This is a genomic window from Yinghuangia sp. YIM S09857 (genome assembly GCF_051388915.1).
Classification (GTDB): domain Bacteria; phylum Actinomycetota; class Actinomycetes; order Streptomycetales; family Streptomycetaceae; genus Yinghuangia.
Genome location: NZ_JBPKBH010000017.1, coordinates 109,181 through 125,736 on the forward strand (window position 1 = coordinate 109,181; position 16,556 = coordinate 125,736).

Genomic DNA, 16,556 nt, shown 5'->3' on the forward strand with positions numbered 1-16,556 from the left:
GGCGGCGGGGGGACCGCCGCCGAGCCCGCCGATCTCCCCGGGTCAGACGAACGGCACCCAAGCCCGCTGTTCGAGGTCGTCCAGGTCGTTGACCATCACGCCGCCCGCGGACACCGTCCACAGCGTGTCGCCGATCACCAGCGAGCGCCGCAGCAGCGCGGACGACGGGTGGCTGATCCGGCCCACCTCGACGAAGGAGGCGCCTTGCAGCCGAAGGACCAGCGCCTGCGTGCGGGCGGGGGCGTAGTCCGGTGCGACCGCGCCGGTGCTGCCGCTGCTTCCCGTGCCGCTGCTTCCCGTGCTGCCCGTGGACGGCGGTGTGCCCGGCCGGGTGGTGGTGCCGTACCCGGTCTGGAGCGGGATCACCACGGTGCCGTTCGACGGCCAGTACAGGAACGCGTGCGGATCCATCTCCGCCTCCGAATTGCCCTGCGACACCGTGTGGTTCGCGATCCTCGTCGGCGCCGTCAGATTCGTGACGTCGAACAGCGAGACCTGGGTGCCCAGTCGCCGCCCGGTGTCGGTGGCGTCCTGGCCGACGCCGATCAACTTGCCGCCGTCCACCGGGTGCAGGTAGGCCGAGTAGCCGTTGATCTTCAGCTCGCCGAGCACCTTCGGTGCCGCGGGATTCGCCAGGTCGAGGGTGTAGAGCGGGTCGGTGCGGCGGAACGTCACGACGTACCCGACCGCCCCGGTGAACCGCACGGCGTAGATGCGCTCGCCGCGCCCGAGCCCGCCGACCCGTCCGACCTCCACGAGTTCGGTGCCGTTGCGCTTGAGCACCGCCACGGCGCTCTCGGTGGCCGCGACCGGCGCGACCTCGGGCGCCGCGACGGAGTCCGAGCCCGAGTTCCCGGAACCGGAGCTCCCGAACGGCCCCGAACTGCCGGAGTTCCCGCTCTTCGGCTGCGCGGTGGCCCCCGGCGGCCGTTGCAACGTGGTGGCGATCCGCAGGTGGTTGTCGTACTCCGACATCGAGTACTGGTTGAGCAGTTGCCCTTCGACGTCGCCGGACGCGACGTGGCGCGGCTGCGCGGTGCCCGAGATGTCGAACTGGTAGACCGCGGTGCGGTTCGTCATCTGGGCGACGCTCGACTTGGACTTGGCGCCGTAGTAGGGGTAGTAGTTCGCCGCGACGTAGAGGTTGCCCGAGGACGCGTACACGGTGTCGGCGTCCGCGGCGACCGTCACCGGGCTGCCGGTGTCGAGGTCGCGCGCCAGGTCGAAGGACAGGACGCTGACCGTGGACGCACCCGAGTGGCCCGGTGCCCCCGCCTCGGTGTCGGGGCGGCTGACGTTGCCGCACTCGACCAGCCGCCCGGTGCTGGTGCGGTCGCCGTTCTTGAGGGTGTAGCCCGGCAGCCAGTCGTCGACGGTCGTCTTGTTGACCGCCTTCGTGTACTGGGACTTGTAGTCCTTCCCGCCGGGGGAGTCCACGACCGGACCGCGCGGGTGCGACCGGATGACCACGCGGGCCGTGGCCCCGATTTGACGGGCGTCCACATACGAGCCGTCCACCGCGAGTTCGCCCAGCACGCGAGGCTGGCCGGAGAGGTCCACGAGGACCAACTTGGACTGCGAGGACGGTGCCACACGGCTCGGCGCACGCTCGCTGCCGCCGCTGGGCTGGTCGTACGCCACCGCCTGGTTGTTCGGCATGATCACCAGCGCGCGGTCGCCGGACAGCAGCATCTCCGTCGCGCGCCCGCCCGGCAGCGCGAGCTTGCCCGTTTGCGCGCGGGTGGCGGCGTCCAGGACGCGCAGGGTCCCGTCGGCGACCGTGACCACGCGGCGCCCGTCCGTCTTGACCAGGTCGGGTTCGTCCACGCCCTGCTCCTGCACGTTGGTGCCGGAGTATCCGGGCGCCGCGGTGCTCCCGTCGCCGGGGGCCCTGGCCCCGCTGGCGGCGTCCTGGGGCGCGGCGGCGTTGGGGGCCTCGGCGGCTCCGGCCTTGCCGGAGTCCCCGTCGGGCCGGTCGCCGGCGCCGGGGGCCGGCTGGCCGGCCGCCTCCATCACCGGCGGCTGGGCGGCCCGGGACAGTGCGGCCTTGCGGAAGTCGTCCAGCAGCGCGTCGCAGGAGTCGTAGGCGGAGAGCTTCAGCATCCGGGCCCGGAAGTCCGCGGCCTCGCCGGTCAACCCGGCGGCCGTCCCGGCGGGCGGGGGCGACAACGAGGGCTGGGCCTCGGGCTCGTCCGATCCGGAGGTGCAGGCGGTGGCGACCAGGCCGACGCTGATCGCGAGCCCGGCTATCGCGCGCCCTCGGGGGCGGCGTCGGGGCGTTGCGGTGGACCGGGTGGGGGCCGTGCCCGCCGGTCCGAGGTTGCCGTCGTCGTTTCGCATGGCGGTGTGACGGAGCGGCCCGGGGATCGGTTCCCATGCCGTCCGGAAGGCGGATCCCGGTCGGGGGACCGGGGCCGGAAGTCCGGCCGGGAGGCCGGCCGACAGAGGCGGAGGAGAGCGCCGTGAGCGTCAGCGGAGTGGACGAGCGCGAGGAACTGCGGCGTACGGTACGCGCGTTCCTGGCGGACCATGCGGACGAGCCCGCGGTGCGGCGGGCCATGGAGTCCGCCGTCGGTTACGACCCCGAGACCTGGCGGCGCTTCGCGTGCGAGTTGGGCGTCGCCGGTCTAGCCGTGCCCGAGGAGTACGGCGGTGCGGGCGGCGTCGCGGAGCTCGGCGTCGTGTGCGCCGAAGTAGGACGCGTGCTGATGTGCGGCCCGTTCCTGTCGAACGCGCTGGCCGCGCAGGCTCTGGTGGCGTCCGGCGACGCCGATGCCCGCGCCGCGTACCTGCCGGGCATCGCGGCGGGGGAGACCGTCGCGACGGTGGCGGTTGCCGAACGCGACGGGCGGTGGCGTACGTCCGCGTACTCGGCCACCGCGCGGCGGCGCGACGGGGGCTGGCGTCTCTCCGGCACCAAGTGGTTCGTCACCGACGGCATGGCGGCCGACCTCGTCCTCGTCGCGGCATCGACCGAGGACGGCCCTCGGCTCTTCGCGGTGGCTACCGACGCACCCGGTCTGACCCGGAGTCCCCTCGTGACCCTGGACCTGACCCGCCGTCAAGCCCGGCTGGACCTCGACGCGGTGCCCGCCCGTCCGATCGGCCCGACGGACGGCGGCGACGGAACCGCGCTGATCTCCCATGTGCTCGACGCCGCCGCTGCCCTGACGGCGATCGAACAGGCGTCGGGCGCACGGTGGTTGCTGGAGATGACCACCGCGTACGCCCGCGAGCGCGTGCAGTTCGGCAGGCCCATCGGTTCGTTCCAGGCCGTCAAGCACAAACTCGCCGACGTCCTGGTCTCGGTGGAGTCCGCGCACTCCGCGGCCTACCGTGCGCTCGACGCGTGGGCCACCGGAGACGCCGAGTTCCCGTTGATCGCGGCGCTGGCCAAGGCGTACTGCTCGGAGGCGTACCTGCACGCCGCGCACGAGGCGGTGCAGTTGCACGGCGGCATCGGCTTCACCTGGGAGCACCCCGCGCACCTCTACCTCAAGCGCGCCCGGTCGACCCACGAGCTGTTCGACCCGCCTGCGCTGCACCGGACCCGGATGGCCGAGTTGCTGAGCACCTGAGCCGCCGAGCGCGACCGACGACGCAGTGCCTCACTGAGCCGGTGCCCCATCGAACCCCTTGAAGATACAATCATTATAAAGATAGCCTGGCGCCGCTATGTCACGCAGGAGGTAGAGCATGCCCATCACGGACGACGCGATCGATCGGCTCCGTGCGCGCATCGGCGTCCCCGAGCCGCATACGGTGCCGCCGCACTACCGGCTGCCGGGGGTGGACGCGTTTCGTCATGTGGCGGAGGCGTATGGGGACGACAACCCGCTGTGGTGCGACCCGGAGTACGGGGCGCGGACCCGTTGGAAGGGCCCGATCGCGTCGCCGGCGCTGGTCGGTGGTGACTCGCTCGTCGGTGAGGACGAGGTGCCGCAGGTCCCGGAGGAGCACCGGGAGTTGATGAAGGGTGATCCGCTGCGGGGTGTGCACGCGTTCTATTCGGCGAGCATGCGTGAGTGGTGGGCGCCGCTGGTGCCCAATCGGCGGGTGTTCCGGCGCAACGCGCTGGTCGGGGTGCACGACAAGGCCAGTGCGTTCGCGGAGCGTGCGGTGCACGAGTGGACCGGTCAGGTGTTCGGGGACGAGACGGGGGCGCTGCTGAGCGGGCAGTACCGGCTGATGATCCGGACCGAGCGGTCCAAGGCCCGCGGTGCCGGTCGGGAGAAGACCGTCGAACCGGCGGCCTACACCGAGGACGAGATCGCGGCGATCGAGGCGCAGTACGCCGCCGAGCGTCCCCGCGGCGCCGAGCCGCGGTGGTGGGAGGACGTCGAGGTCGGCGACCGCGTCGGGCCGTTGGTGAAGGGCCCGTTCACCGTCACGGACACGGTGTGCTGGCACGTGGGCATGGGGATGGGGATGTACGGGGTCAAGGCGCTGCGGCTGGGGGCGGCGAACCGCCGCCGGATCCCGCGGTTCTACCACCGCGACCCGCAGGGCATCCCGGATGTGATGCAACGGATCCACTGGGACCCGGAGTTCGCGAAACGCTCCGGCAACGCGACGACGTTCGACTACGGCCGCATGCGGGAGAACTGGCTCATCCACCTGTGCACCGACTGGATGGGCGACGACGCGTGGCTGTGGCGCCTGGACTGCGAGTTCCGGGCGTTCAACTACACCGGCGACACCCAGTGGCTCACCGGCACCGTCACCCGCAGGTACCTCGCCGACGGCGGCCGCCCCGCGGTGGACCTGGACATCGCCGCGGTCAACCAGCGCGGCCTGACCACCACCCCCGGCCACGCCACCATCCTGCTCCCCAGCCGCGAACACGGCCCCGTACGCCTACCCGACCCACCCGGCGGCGCCACCGACCTCACCGGTGCCCTGGAGGCCGCGGCCGCGCAGTTCGCCGCCCGCGACCGCGACGAGGAGACCTCGTGAACCCCGCGTACCGGCCCGTTCCCGGGCTCGACATCGCCCTCGACCCGGACACCGGGATCCTCCGCCTGACCCTGGACCGGGTGGAGAAGCGCAACGCGCTGGACGACACCATGGTCGCCGGGCTGATCACCGCCCTGGACGCGGCAGGCCACGACGAGGCGGTCCGCGCGGTGCTTCTGACCGCGCAGGGCCCGCACTTCTGCACCGGCGCCGACATCGTGCAGCGCAACGCCGCCGAGGAGACCCAGGGCGCGGGCGCCAAGCCCCGGGTGGGCAGCATCCAGCGCCGCCTGCCCGCCCAGGCGCACCGGCTCATCCCGCTGGTCCTGACCGTGCAGGTCCCCGTGGTGTGTGCGGTTCGCGGCTGGGCGGCCGGGATCGGCCTGGCGCTGGCGCTCGCGTCCGACGTGACCGTCGCCTCCGACGACGCGCGCTTCTGGGCGCCGTTCTCGGCCCGCGGCTTCACCCCGGACAGCGGAGTGACCTGGCTGCTGCCGCGCCGCGTCGGCGAGGTGCGGGCCCGCAAGATGCTGCTGCTCGGAGAACGCGTGTCCGCCGAAGTCGCCGATGCCTGGGGGCTCGTGGACCGCGTGGTTCCCGCCGACGACCTCGACGAGACCGCCGCCGACCTGGCCGCGCAGCTCGCCGCGGGGCCCACGGTCGCCCTCGGCCTGACCAAGTGGCTGATGCACAACGGCGCTTCGGCGACCCTCGACCAGCAGTTGCGCGACGAGGGATTCGCGATGGAACTCTCCTCCCGGAGCCGGGACTTCCGCGAGGGCATGGCGGCGTTCATCGGCAAGCGGCCGGCGAACTTCGAGGGGCGGTGACCGCGATGGCCGATCTCGTCGACGACGACGGCAGGTTGCTCGTCCCCGACCCGGATCCCGCACGCGTCGCGGAGGCGGTCGCGGCGTGGGTCGCGCGGTACGTCCCCGCCGCCTGGATCGAGGCGGCCCCGCGGGGCCGGGCGGCCATCCGCGAGGTGCGTTCGCGTGCCGAATACGAGGCGTGGTACCCGGTGTTCGGGCGCTCCGGCCTCGTCGCGCCGACCTGGGAGCACGAGTACGGCGGGCTCGGCCTGAGCCGCGATCAGGCGCGCGCCGCCGACGAGGTGCTGCGGCCGTACAACCTGGGGCGCCTGAACCCGCTGGGGCTGGGGAACGCGGCCCCCGCGATCTTCGCGTTCGGCACGCCGGAGCAGAAGCTGCGATTCCTGCCGCCGATCGTGCGGAACGAGGAGTTCTGGTGCCAGTTGTTCTCCGAGCCCGGCGCCGGCTCCGACCTGGCCTCCCTGGCCACCCGCGCGGAACAGGACCCGGCCACGGGTGACTGGCTGGTGACGGGCCAGAAGGTGTGGACGACTTGGGGCTTCCGCGCCGACTTCGGAGTGCTGCTGGCCCGCACGGATCCGGACCGCACCAAGCGCAAGGGCCTGACGTACTTCCTGTTGGATCTGCGCCAACCGGGCGTGCAGGTGAGGCCGTTGCGGACGATGACCGGGGAGTCGGAGTTCAGCGAGGTCTTCCTCGACGGCGCCCGCGTCCCCGACGCGCAGCGGATCGGCGCGGTCGGCGACGGCTGGAAGGTCGCCGGGGCCACGCTGTCGGGGGAGCGGCAGATGGTGTCCGGGGCCGGGTCGGGCGGGGTGGACCGCATCGGCGGCTCCGGCGTCGCCCACCTGATCGCCCTGGCTCGCCGGATCAGTACCGAGGGGCGGCCGGGCGGCTGGGAAGACCCGGTCGTCCGGCAGGAACTCATGCGGCTCTACAGCGAGGAGCGCATCCGCGCCTGGACCAACGACCGGGTGCGCGACGGCGTCAAGGCCGGACGCGCGCCCGGCCCGGAGAGCTCCATCGGCAAGGTCCACCAGGGCGAGCTCAACCAGCGCATGCAGGCGATGGCCGCCGAACTCCTCGGCGCCCACGGCCAGGCCTGGCACACCGACGATCCCGACGCCGCCTACGAGGACACGCTGCCGCACGAGGTCAAGGGCATGCTGCGATCCCGCGCCAACACCATCGAGGGCGGCACGTCCGAGGTCAACCGCACCATCCTCGCCGAACGCGTCCTCCAACTGCCCCGCGAACCCGACCCCTGGCTGGACACCCCCTGGCGCGACGTCCCCAGGAGCTGACCGATGGCCACCGCGAACCCGGGTACCACTCCGGACAGGCGCTACACCCGACTCGTGGTCGAACGCGAAGGCCCCGTCGGCTGGCTGGTGTTCGACCGCCCCGATCGGGGCAACGCGATGGACGCCGCGATGCTCGGCGAACTGGAGCACGCCTGGCGGGAGCTGGACGACGACCCGGACGTGCGAGTCATCGTCAACACCGGCAACGGACCGGCCTTCCAGACCGGTCTGGACGTCGGGCAACTCGCCCGCGACCCGGCCGCACTGCGCGAGCAGTCCCGCCGCACGAAACGCAGCGAACTGCGCCTGACAGGCCATCACAACAAGGTCGCCAAACCGGTCATCGCCGCCGTCAACGGCATCTGCGCCGGCGGCGGGCTGCACTTCGTCGCGGACGCCGACATCGTCCTGGCCTCCGCCGACGCGGTGTTCCTCGACCCGCACGTCACCGTGGGCCAGGTGTCCGCCTCCGAGGCCATCACGCTCGTCCGGCGCACTGCCTTCGAGCCGGTGATGCGCATGGTGCTGACGGGCCGTCACGAGCGGCTGTCGGCAAGGCGGGCGCACCAACTCGGCGTGGTGGGTGAGGTGGTGGATCCGCCCGAGCAACTGCGGGACACCGCACGGGCACTCGCCCTGGCGATCGCCCGCAATCCGCCCGACCGGCTCGCGGCGGTCAAGGCCGCGCTGTGGCGGGCCCTGGAACGACCCGGTGTGCCCCGGCCCCCGGCAGACAATCCGCAGGACACCCGCAAGGGCGACGAAGGGACGACGCGGTGACGTACCCCGATCTGGAGTACCTGAAGCTTGAGCGGCGCGGCCCGGTGGGCTGGCTGGTCAACAACCGGCCCGACCGGCTCAACGCCATGAACAACGCGATGCGCGACGAGTTCGCGGTGGCGTGGAAGGCGCTGGACGCCGACCCCGAGGTGCGCGTGATCGTGCACACCGGCGAGGGCCGGGCGTTCCAGACCGGCGTGGACGTCGCCGAGATCGCCGGGGACGGGGTCGGCATGGAGCGCTACCGGCAGTCCATGGAGGACTTCGACGTGCACTTCACGTCCTGGCACCAGGGCGTGGAGAAGCCCGTCATCACGGCGGTCAACGGGCTCTGCGCGGGCGGCGGCTTCCACTGGGTGGCCGACGCGGACATCGTGATCGCGGCATCCGACGCACAGTTCTTTGACCCCCACGTCTCCGTCGGGCAGGTTGTGGCGATCGAGGCTATTGGGCTGCTGCGCAAGATGCCGTTCGAGGCCGTCATGCGGATGGCGCTGACGGGCCGTCACGAGCGCATGTCGGCGCAACGTGCCTTCGAGCTGGGCATGGTCGGCGAGGTGATCGACCCGCCCGAGCGGCTCCGCGACGCCGCCCAGGAACTCGGCGAGAAGATCGCCCGGAACTCGCCCGCGGCGATGGCCGCGACGAAGCGGGCCCTGTGGGGTGCGCTCGAACTCGGGCTCACCGAAGCCTGCAAGGCCGGCGCGAAGGAGCTCGTCTCCATGTGGGGCCACCCCGACCAGGAGGAAGGCCCGCGCGCCTTCGCCGAGAAGCGGGAGCCGAAGTGGGCGCCGCCCCAGGCCGGGGACGGCACGGCGACATGAGCGCACACGACGAGGCCCACCGCCGCAGCGTGTTGCCGTCCGGAGGTGCCGGGTGCGACTGACCGATTTGCTGGCCCCACGCGACGACGACGCGCGGGCGACGGCCGTCTACACCGATTCCCGCGAGGTGACCCGGGCCGCACTCCGGGACGCCGCGTGGGCGCTCGCGGGCGTGTTGCGCGGCGCGGGCGTACGTGAGGGCCAGGCCGTCGCCGTCATGCCGGGGGACGGCGCCGAGGCGATCGCCGCGCTGTTCGGCGTGTGGCGTGCGGGCGCGGTGTACGTGCCGCTCAATCCGCGCCTGACGGACACGGAGGTGGCGCGCGTCCTGGCCGAGGTGCGCCCCGCACTCGTGGTCACCGACCGCGCGGGCGCCGCACGGTTCCCCGGACACGCGGTTGTCGTGGCGGAGGCGGCCGGTGCGGCCACCGTGGGCGAGACGACTCCCGCCACCGTCGGAGGAGCCGACCGGGCGGCCGCCGGGACGTCCGGCCGCGCACCCCTCGAAGACGACCGCGTACAGGCCGCGTTCACCTGGTCCCCGCCCGTCCCGGCACGCCGCCCGGATCCCGAGGCGGAAGCCGCGCCCGCCCACGACCCGGATACCGCACTCATCCAGTTCACTTCCGGAACCACCGGGCGCCCCAAGGCGGTTCTCCTCCGGCACAGTGGAATCGCCGCACTTCTGGAGCCTGTTCTCGCGCGACTCGTCGGGTCCGGGCGGCAGCGCCGCGCCGCGCCGATGCCCAACCTCATCCCGACGTCCATGTCCCTGTGGGCGGGCATCTACAACGTGCTCTTCGCCTTCCGCGTGGGCGCGCCGGTCGTGCTCATGGAGCGGTTCGACACGACCCGCTTCGCGTCGTACGTACGGCGGTTCGGGATCCGCTCGGTCGTGCTTCCGCCCGCCGCGATGGTGATGCTGACCGACGACGAGACCATCGGCGATCTCGCGCCGTTGCGCTATGTGCGGAGCATCACCGCACCCCTGTCGCCGTTCCAGGCCCGCCGGTTCCGCGACCGCTTCGGCGTCAGCGTCCTCAACTGCTACGGCCAGACCGAGATCGGCGGCGAGATTGTCGGCTGGAACGCCGCCGACGCCCGTGAGTTCGGCGAATCCAAGCTCGGCGCGGTCGGCCGCCCGCACGACGGCGTCGCGCTGCGCATCGTGGACGCCGAGGGCCGCGAGGCCGCGTCCGGCGACTCGGGCGAACTGTGGGTTCGGACACCCGCGATGGCGTCCGGCTACGTCGACGGCGCGGGACTGGGCGAACGCCTCACCGACGACGGTTGGTTCCGCACCGGCGACGTCGGCCGCGTGGACCCCGAGGGGTTCCTGTGGATCGACGGCCGGGTCTCCGACATGATCAACCGGGGCGGCCTCAAGGTCTTCCCCGCGGAGGTCGCCGAGGTCCTGCGGCTGGCCCCGGGCGTCGCCGACGTGGCCGTCGTGGGCGTACCGGACGACCGGCTCGGCGAGGTGCCCTGCGCCTTCGTCGTGCCGCGCGGTCCGCGGCCGCCCGACCCCGCCGAGCTCGACGCGTGGTGCAGGGCGCACCTGGCCCCCTTCAAGGCTCCGGCGCGGTATGTCACCGTGGACGCCCTGCCCCGCAACGAGGTCGGAAAGGTCCTCGCCGACCGGCTTGCGGCACTCGGAAGGACACAGCCATGAAGCAGACCGTCGCCCACCTGGTGCGGGCGGCCGCCGACCGTTACGAGGACGCCGAGGCGGTGGTGGACGGCGACACCACGCTGACCTTCCGTCAGTTCGGGGACCACGTCCTGGACTTCGCGAGGGCGGCGATCGCACGCGGGATCCGCCCGGGCGACCGGGTGGCGATCTGGGCGCCCAACTCCGCGCGCTGGCTTGTCGCCGCCTTCGGCGCCATGAGCGCGGGCGCGACGGTCGTCACCGTCAACACGCGCTACCGGGGCGAGGAGGCGGCCGACCTGCTGCACCGGTCGTCCGCCGTCGCGCTGTTCGTGCACCAGGACTTCCTGGGGTACGACTACCACGGCGCGCTGCGGGAGGCCGCCGCGTCATCCGGGGCAGCCCCGGTCGACACCGCGGCCCATGCCGCGCCCGACTCCGCCTCCGACCCCGAGACCGCGGCACCGCCCGTCCCCGGCCTGCCGCTGCTGCGCTTCGTGGTCGACGTCTCCGACGCCGGACCCCGCCCGGGCGGCGACGGGCCCACGCCCTGGGAGGAGTTCCTGGCGGACCGCGAACGGGTCCACGAGGACGAGGCACTCGGCGTCCTCGACGGCATCCGTCCCACCGACACCTCGCACATCATCTTCACGTCGGGAACCACCGGGCGCCCCAAGGGCGTCCTGCTGCACCACCGGGCGCTGGTCCGGCTCTACGCGGCCTACAGCGGGATCTGGGGCATCCAGGAGGGCGACCGCTACCTCGTCCCGCTGCCGTTCTTCCACACCGGCGGCCAATCGGCGGTCCTGTCCTGCCTGATCCGCGGGGCCACGATCCTGCCGCTGCCGGTCTTCGACCCGGGGACCGTGCTGGAACTGGTCGACCGGTTGCGGGTGAGCGTCCTGATCGGCGCGCCCACGGTGTTCTCGGCACTGCTGGACCACCCGGACCGCGAGCGCCACGACCTTTCGTCGCTGCGTCTCGCCGCCACCGGGGCGGCCGTCGTACCGGTGCGCCTCGTGGAACGCTGCCTCGCCGAGCTCCCGTTCACGAACTTCATCACCGCGTACGGCATGACCGAGTGCCACGGCACCGCCACCATGTGCCGCGACGACGACACGCCCGCGACGGTGGCCGCGACCAGCGGCAGCGCGCTGCCGTCCGTGGAGGTGCGGGTCGTCGACCCCGAGGGCCGCGACGTCGCGGTCGGCGAACCGGGGGAGATCTGGGTGCGCGGCTACAACGTCACGCACGGATACCTGGACGACCCGGGGGCCACCGCCGAGGCGATCGACCTCGACGGATGGCTGCACACCGGCGACATCGGGCACCTCGACGAGCGCGGCAACCTCGCCATCACCGACCGGCTCAAGGACATCTACATCGTGGGCGGGTTCAACGTGTCGCCCGCCGAGGTCGAGCAGGTGATGGCCCGTCACCCCGCGGTCTCCGAGGCCGCGGTCATCGGGGTGCCGGACGACCGGATGGGCGAGGTGGGCCGCGCGTACGTCATCGCCAAGCCGGGGGCGTCGGCCGACCCGGACGAGATCGGCGCCTGGCTGCGCGAGCGCCTGGCGAACTTCAAGGTTCCGCGCAGTATCGCCGTCGTCGACACGCTGCCGCGCAACGCCACGGGGAAGGTACAGAAGACCGAACTGCGGGCCGCGTACCGCGAGTTGCCGGAAAGCGCGGTCGCCGATCGGACCTGACCAACAGAGCGCCGCCGGGGAGGCGCGTGATGCCGTACGGTTTTCCCGTGTCGCCCCGGCACGAGGTCGTCCAGGTCCCGCCGCACCCGCGGCTGCGGCCCGGCGTGCAGATCTACCGGGGGTTCCGCATCCACGCCGGGCACCCGCGCGAACGCCTCGAACTCCCGGTGGGCTTCGTGACCTTGCTGCTCGGGTTCGACCAGCGCATCACCATCGGATCCGTCGGAACGGACCTGGCCGCGGATCCGGTGGGCGCGGGATCGCAGACGTTCACCTCCCTGCTTGCGGGCATGCGCACGAGTTCGGTGATCGGAGTGCACTCGGGCAGCGTGCACGGCATCGAGGTGGTCATGCGGCCGTGGGCGGCGTACGCGATGTTCGGGGTGCCGATGCACGAACTCACCGAAAGCCTCGTCGACCCCTCCGATGTCGCGGGCGGCGCGGTCCGGCGCCTCGTCGACCGGCTCGCGGAAATCCCGGACTGGCCCACGCGCTTCACCGAACTCGACCGCTCGCTGCTGCACCGTGTGGAGAACGGCCCGACCCCGGCGCCGCGCGTGCTGCGCGCCTGGGACCTCCTGGTCGGCTCCGCCGGGGCCACGCCGATCTCCGGCCTGTCACGTGAACTGGGATGGAGTGAACGCCAGTTGGAACGCATGTTCCGAGAGCAACTCGGCCTCGCCCCGAAGGCCGCAGCCCGCGTACTGCGCCTGCAACACGCCCTGCGCCTGCTGGTCGCCGACCGGCCGCTCGCCGAAATAGCCTCCCGGGCGGGCTTCTACGACCAGTCCCACCTGAACCGCGAGATCCGCGCGGCCACCGGCATGACGCCCGGCGCCTTCCTCAACCGCATCCGCCAGGCCCCGACGGCGACGGCCCGGGTCGACGGGACGGTGACCACACTGGTACTCCAGGCCTGACCCGACTCGTGCCGGTCAACCCCCGCCCGGGCTGAACTTCCGCCGGGCTCAGCCTCCGTCCGGCTTCTCCGCCGGGCTCGTCCCCTGCCGGAGTCAACCTTCGCCGGGCTCAGCCTCCCTCGGCGTCAACGTCCGCCGGGCTCAGCCTCCGCCCCGCGTCAATGACAGCAACTCCCGCGCCGGTCCGGTCGGTTGCGTCCCATGTGGCCACACCGCGCGCAACGAGCGCCTCAGCGCCAGATCGGCGACCTCCACCGCGATCAGGCGGCCGGACGCGACATCGTCCGCGACCGCCAGCGAACTCAGCACCGCCGGCCCCGCCCCCGACACCGCCGCGGCCTTGAGCGCCGTGGTGGACGCCAGTTCGAGCAGCGGTTCTGCCGACGGCGTCCCGAGCCGGGCCAGCGCCGCGGCCAGCACCTCGCGCGTCCCCGACCCCGGTTCACGCTGCACCAGCGGCGTCGCGGCGAGTTCGGACGCGGGGAGCGGCGCGCGGCGACGCGCCCACGGGTGGCCTGGCGCGACCACCACCGTCAGCCGGTCGTGCGCCACCACAGCCGAGTGCAGCCCGTTCGGCGCCCGTGCGCCCTCGGTGAACCCGAGGTCCGCCTCGCCCGCCGACACGCGCGCCGCCACGTCCGTCGAATTGCCCACCCGCAGCGACACCGCCACACCCGGCCGTGCCTGCCGCAGCGCGACCAGCCAACGTGGCAGCAGGTACTCCGCCACCGTCAGGCTCGCCTCCACCCGCAGACGCGTGTTGTGGTCCTCGCGCAGCGCGGCCAGGCCCGTGTCGAGTTCCTCGGCGGCGTCCAGCAGCGGTCGCGCCCACTCCGTGACCAGCACCCCGGCCGGGGTCAGCACCGAGCCGCGCGGGGTGCGCTCCAGGAGCGGCACTCCGGCCAGGCGTTCGAGCGTACGCATGCGTGCGCTCGCGGCCGGCTGCGAGATCCCCGCCTCCGCCGCCGCGCGCCCGAGTGAACCGAGCCTCGCCACCGCGAGCAGCAGTTCGAGAGCGGGCAAGTCGGGCATGCGGGAGGAGAGGGGCACAGCACCAGCGTACGAGACCGGCCATAAAGCCGCCTTATGGCCTCATCCACTCGACACCGCTACCGGCGGTCGCCGCGGCCGACCAGGCTGGGGGCATGAGCACGACCGCCCTCACCCGCCGCCGCATCCTGCCCGAGCTCGAACGCCCCGCAGACGCATTCCGCGGCATAGGCCCCAACTGGTTCGCGGCCGTGATGGGCACCGGCATCGTCGCGAATGCGGCCGCCACGCTGCCCGGGCACGTCACCGGGCTGCACACCCTCGCCTTCGCGGTCTGGCTGCTGGCCTCCGCGATGCTCGCCGCCCTCGTCGCCGCGACCGCCGTGCACTGGGCACGCCACCGCGACACCGCCCGGGGGCACGCCCTCAACCCCGCGATGGCCCCCTTCTACGGCGCCCCTCCGATGGCGCTGCTCACCATCGCCGCCGGGACCGTCACGTTCGGCCCCGACCTGCTCGGCACCTCGGCTGCCCTCGGCGTCGGCACCGTGCTGTGGACGCTCGGCACGCTGACGGGGCTGGCCTCGACCGTGCTCGTGCCGTACCTCATGATCACCCGGCACACCCTGAGCCTTGAGAGCGTGTTCGCCACCTGGCTGATGCCGGTTGTTCCGCCGATGGTCTCCGCGGCCACCGGCCCGCTGCTGATCCCGCACATCGCGAACGAGCAGGGCCGCCTCGCCCTGATGCTGGCCTGCTACGCGATGTTCGGCATCAGCCTGCTCGCGACCGCCGTGCTGCTTCCGCTCATCTGGACCCGGCTCCTCCTGCACCGCACCGGGCCCGCCATCATGGTGCCGACGCTGTGGATCGTGCTGGGCCCGCTCGGCCAGTCCGTCACCGCGGCGAACACCCTCGGCTCGGTCGCCCACCTGGCCGTCCCCGCCGACCAGGCCCGCGCCTTCGAGGCCTTCGGTGTCCTGTACGGCGTGCCCGTGCTCGGCTTCGCCCTCCTCTGGCTGGCCCTCGCCGCCGCCATCACCCTAAGCACCGCCCGCAACGAACTCCCGTTCGCGATGACCTGGTGGGGCTTCACCTTCCCCCTCGGCACCTGCGTCACCGGCGCCTCCGCGCTCGCCGCCCATACCGGCGCCACCGCCCTCGAAGCCCTCGCCATCATCCTGTACGCGGGCCTCGTCACTTTTTGGGTCCTCGTCGGCACCCACACCACCCGAGGCTGCCTCACCGGCCGCCTTTTCCAGGTCCCCCCACCCGTCCGCACCCCCGCCTGACAGAGCCACCTGCCAAGCTCCGCCCATGAATTCACCGACCGCCGCCGACTACGGCTGGATCAGCACGTCCGACACGTTCTCCTTCGCCCGGGAAGTCGGCTACTCCCTGGTTCTCGCATGCGGCCCCGAGCACGCTGAGGCCCTGCGCGCGCTCGGGGCCGAGCCCTGCGGCACCGCCGTCGGCTTCGGCGAGATCGCAGACGCCGCGATGGAGGACCCGGACGTCGCCGGCATCGTTTCCGTGCCCGGTGGGGAAGGCCCGTGGCTGCTGCTCCTGGCCTGCACGGACGGGTTCGCGATGCGGCCGGGGCTGCTGCGGGCTGTGTCGGCAGGCGGGCGCGCCGTCGTGCACTCCGCCAACGGCGGGAAGCCCATGGACTTCTTCTTCTGGTACGAGGACGGCGACCTCCGCACGCAATTCGAGTACACGTGCGACCGCACCGGCAGTGACCCCGACGGCCTCGTGCCGCTGATGCGGGAGGTCGGCTGCGACGTCGACGACGTCCTGGAACTCGATCTGTACGCGGAGAAGGCGGCCGTCGTCGCGCTCACCGAGCGGCTGACGGGCGTGCGGATCACCGACGACCTGCTGAGCGGCGCCGAGTATCGGCTGGTGCGGATTCCGGAGAGGCCGGGCCGTGTGTAGGACCTGGGTCGGTCGGGGCGTGGGGCGGGTTCGGGGTGGGGGCAGGCCATAGGCTGGCGGGCATGGAGTCCCCGGTGCCGACGCCGCCTGCGGGGTCGGCGTTGGCCGAGCCGGGGACGCGTCGTGCGCTGCGGGGGTACCGGCTCCGGGCGTGGTCGCTGATCCTGACGGGGGCGGTGCTCTACGCCGCCGCGTGGGTGCTGGAGCGTCGGACGGACGTGCCGCCGGTGTGGACTCTCGCGATCATCCTCGCCGCGGGGTGTGCCGGAGTGTTCGGGCTCGTGGCGCAGGTGCAGGCGGCGCGCATGCACCGGGTGCTGGCCCGGCACCCGTGGGTCGCCTGCGCCTGCCGGTTCCACGCGCCGGCCACCTACCCGACAACGGGCAATCAGTCGGTCCTGGTGCTCATCGACCCGGCGCGCGACGGCGCGCAGCACGTGCTCGCGGTGGTCGCCACCGCCCGCCGCGCGCGGCGGCTCGCGCCCTGCGACGGCTCCAAGGTGTGGTTCGCCGGGGACCCCGCGCGCGGCGGTGTCGTCTCGCCGCCCGGCGGCGGCCACCTGCTGTGGACCCGTCCGGTGCTGCTCCGCCCCTGGAGCCGCTACGTCAAGCAGCAGGCGACCGGCACCAACCCCGCCGGGGCCTGACGGC

14 protein-coding genes are annotated in these 16,556 nt (G+C 72.9%); 12 read left to right on the forward strand and 2 right to left on the reverse strand.

Annotated elements, in window-relative coordinates; translation table 11 throughout:
* Nucleotides 1-42 precede the first annotated feature (42 nt).
* On the reverse strand, nucleotides 43-2,340 hold the full coding sequence (locus ACRX5S_RS29830) for a beta-propeller domain-containing protein (RefSeq protein ID WP_436776257.1): 2,298 nt from the start codon (nucleotides 2,338-2,340) through the stop codon (nucleotides 43-45).
* 122 nt (nucleotides 2,341-2,462) lie between these two features.
* Here ACRX5S_RS29830 and ACRX5S_RS29835 point away from each other — a divergent pair, with 122 nt between their 5' ends.
* The 9 genes from ACRX5S_RS29835 (at nucleotide 2,463) to ACRX5S_RS29875 (ending at nucleotide 12,977) form a co-directional block, all read left to right on the forward strand.
* Nucleotides 2,463-3,578, forward strand: coding sequence for an acyl-CoA dehydrogenase family protein (locus ACRX5S_RS29835; protein ID WP_436776258.1), 1,116 nt, complete (start codon nucleotides 2,463-2,465; stop codon nucleotides 3,576-3,578).
* Between the two features lie 118 nt (nucleotides 3,579-3,696).
* Nucleotides 3,697-4,956: an FAS1-like dehydratase domain-containing protein gene (locus ACRX5S_RS29840; RefSeq protein ID WP_436776259.1), complete on the forward strand. Its 1,260-nt coding sequence runs from the start codon at nucleotides 3,697-3,699 to the stop codon at nucleotides 4,954-4,956.
* The gene (locus tag ACRX5S_RS29845) at nucleotides 4,953-5,786 is read left to right on the forward strand and encodes an enoyl-CoA hydratase/isomerase family protein (RefSeq protein ID WP_436776260.1); all 834 of its coding nucleotides are present in this window, start codon (nucleotides 4,953-4,955) and stop codon (nucleotides 5,784-5,786) included. Before ACRX5S_RS29840 ends, ACRX5S_RS29845 begins: the two co-directional genes overlap by 4 nt.
* 5 nt (nucleotides 5,787-5,791) lie before the next feature.
* Nucleotides 5,792-7,093: an acyl-CoA dehydrogenase family protein gene (locus tag ACRX5S_RS29850; RefSeq protein WP_436776261.1), complete on the forward strand. Its 1,302-nt coding sequence runs from the start codon at nucleotides 5,792-5,794 to the stop codon at nucleotides 7,091-7,093.
* Between the two features lie 3 nt (nucleotides 7,094-7,096).
* Nucleotides 7,097-7,873 carry an enoyl-CoA hydratase/isomerase family protein gene (locus ACRX5S_RS29855; protein WP_436776262.1) on the forward strand — a complete coding sequence of 259 codons (777 nt, stop codon included), beginning with the start codon at nucleotides 7,097-7,099 and terminating at the stop codon, nucleotides 7,871-7,873.
* Nucleotides 7,870-8,697, forward strand: a complete 828-nt coding sequence (locus tag ACRX5S_RS29860; RefSeq protein ID WP_436776263.1) for an enoyl-CoA hydratase/isomerase family protein — start codon at nucleotides 7,870-7,872, stop codon at nucleotides 8,695-8,697. Before ACRX5S_RS29855 ends, ACRX5S_RS29860 begins: the two co-directional genes overlap by 4 nt.
* 52 nt (nucleotides 8,698-8,749) lie before the next feature.
* Nucleotides 8,750-10,369, forward strand: coding sequence for a class I adenylate-forming enzyme family protein (locus ACRX5S_RS29865; RefSeq protein ID WP_436776264.1), 1,620 nt, complete (start codon nucleotides 8,750-8,752; stop codon nucleotides 10,367-10,369).
* On the forward strand, nucleotides 10,366-12,057 hold the full coding sequence (locus ACRX5S_RS29870) for an AMP-binding protein (protein WP_436776265.1): 1,692 nt from the start codon (nucleotides 10,366-10,368) through the stop codon (nucleotides 12,055-12,057). Before ACRX5S_RS29865 ends, ACRX5S_RS29870 begins: the two co-directional genes overlap by 4 nt.
* Before the next feature lie 47 nt (nucleotides 12,058-12,104).
* On the forward strand, nucleotides 12,105-12,977 hold the full coding sequence (locus ACRX5S_RS29875) for a helix-turn-helix domain-containing protein (protein ID WP_436776266.1): 873 nt from the start codon (nucleotides 12,105-12,107) through the stop codon (nucleotides 12,975-12,977).
* Nucleotides 12,978-13,118: 141 nt separating this feature from the next.
* Here the strand turns inward: ACRX5S_RS29875 and ACRX5S_RS29880 are convergent, their stop codons facing one another.
* Entirely contained in the window at nucleotides 13,119-14,009 is an 891-nt protein-coding gene (locus tag ACRX5S_RS29880) for a LysR family transcriptional regulator (RefSeq protein WP_436776320.1), read from the reverse strand.
* A 113-nt stretch (nucleotides 14,010-14,122) separates the two neighbouring features.
* Here ACRX5S_RS29880 and ACRX5S_RS29885 point away from each other — a divergent pair, with 113 nt between their 5' ends.
* From ACRX5S_RS29885 to ACRX5S_RS29895, 3 genes are all read left to right on the forward strand, one after another.
* On the forward strand, nucleotides 14,123-15,259 hold the full coding sequence (locus ACRX5S_RS29885; RefSeq protein ID WP_436776267.1) for a TDT family transporter: 1,137 nt from the start codon (nucleotides 14,123-14,125) through the stop codon (nucleotides 15,257-15,259).
* Between the two features lie 25 nt (nucleotides 15,260-15,284).
* A complete protein-coding gene (locus tag ACRX5S_RS29890; protein ID WP_436776268.1) occupies nucleotides 15,285-15,905 on the forward strand; it encodes a DUF6461 domain-containing protein in 621 nt (206 codons plus the stop codon).
* 62 nt (nucleotides 15,906-15,967) lie between these two features.
* Entirely contained in the window at nucleotides 15,968-16,552 is a 585-nt protein-coding gene (locus tag ACRX5S_RS29895) for a hypothetical protein (RefSeq protein ID WP_436776269.1), read from the forward strand.
* Nucleotides 16,553-16,556 lie beyond the last annotated feature (4 nt).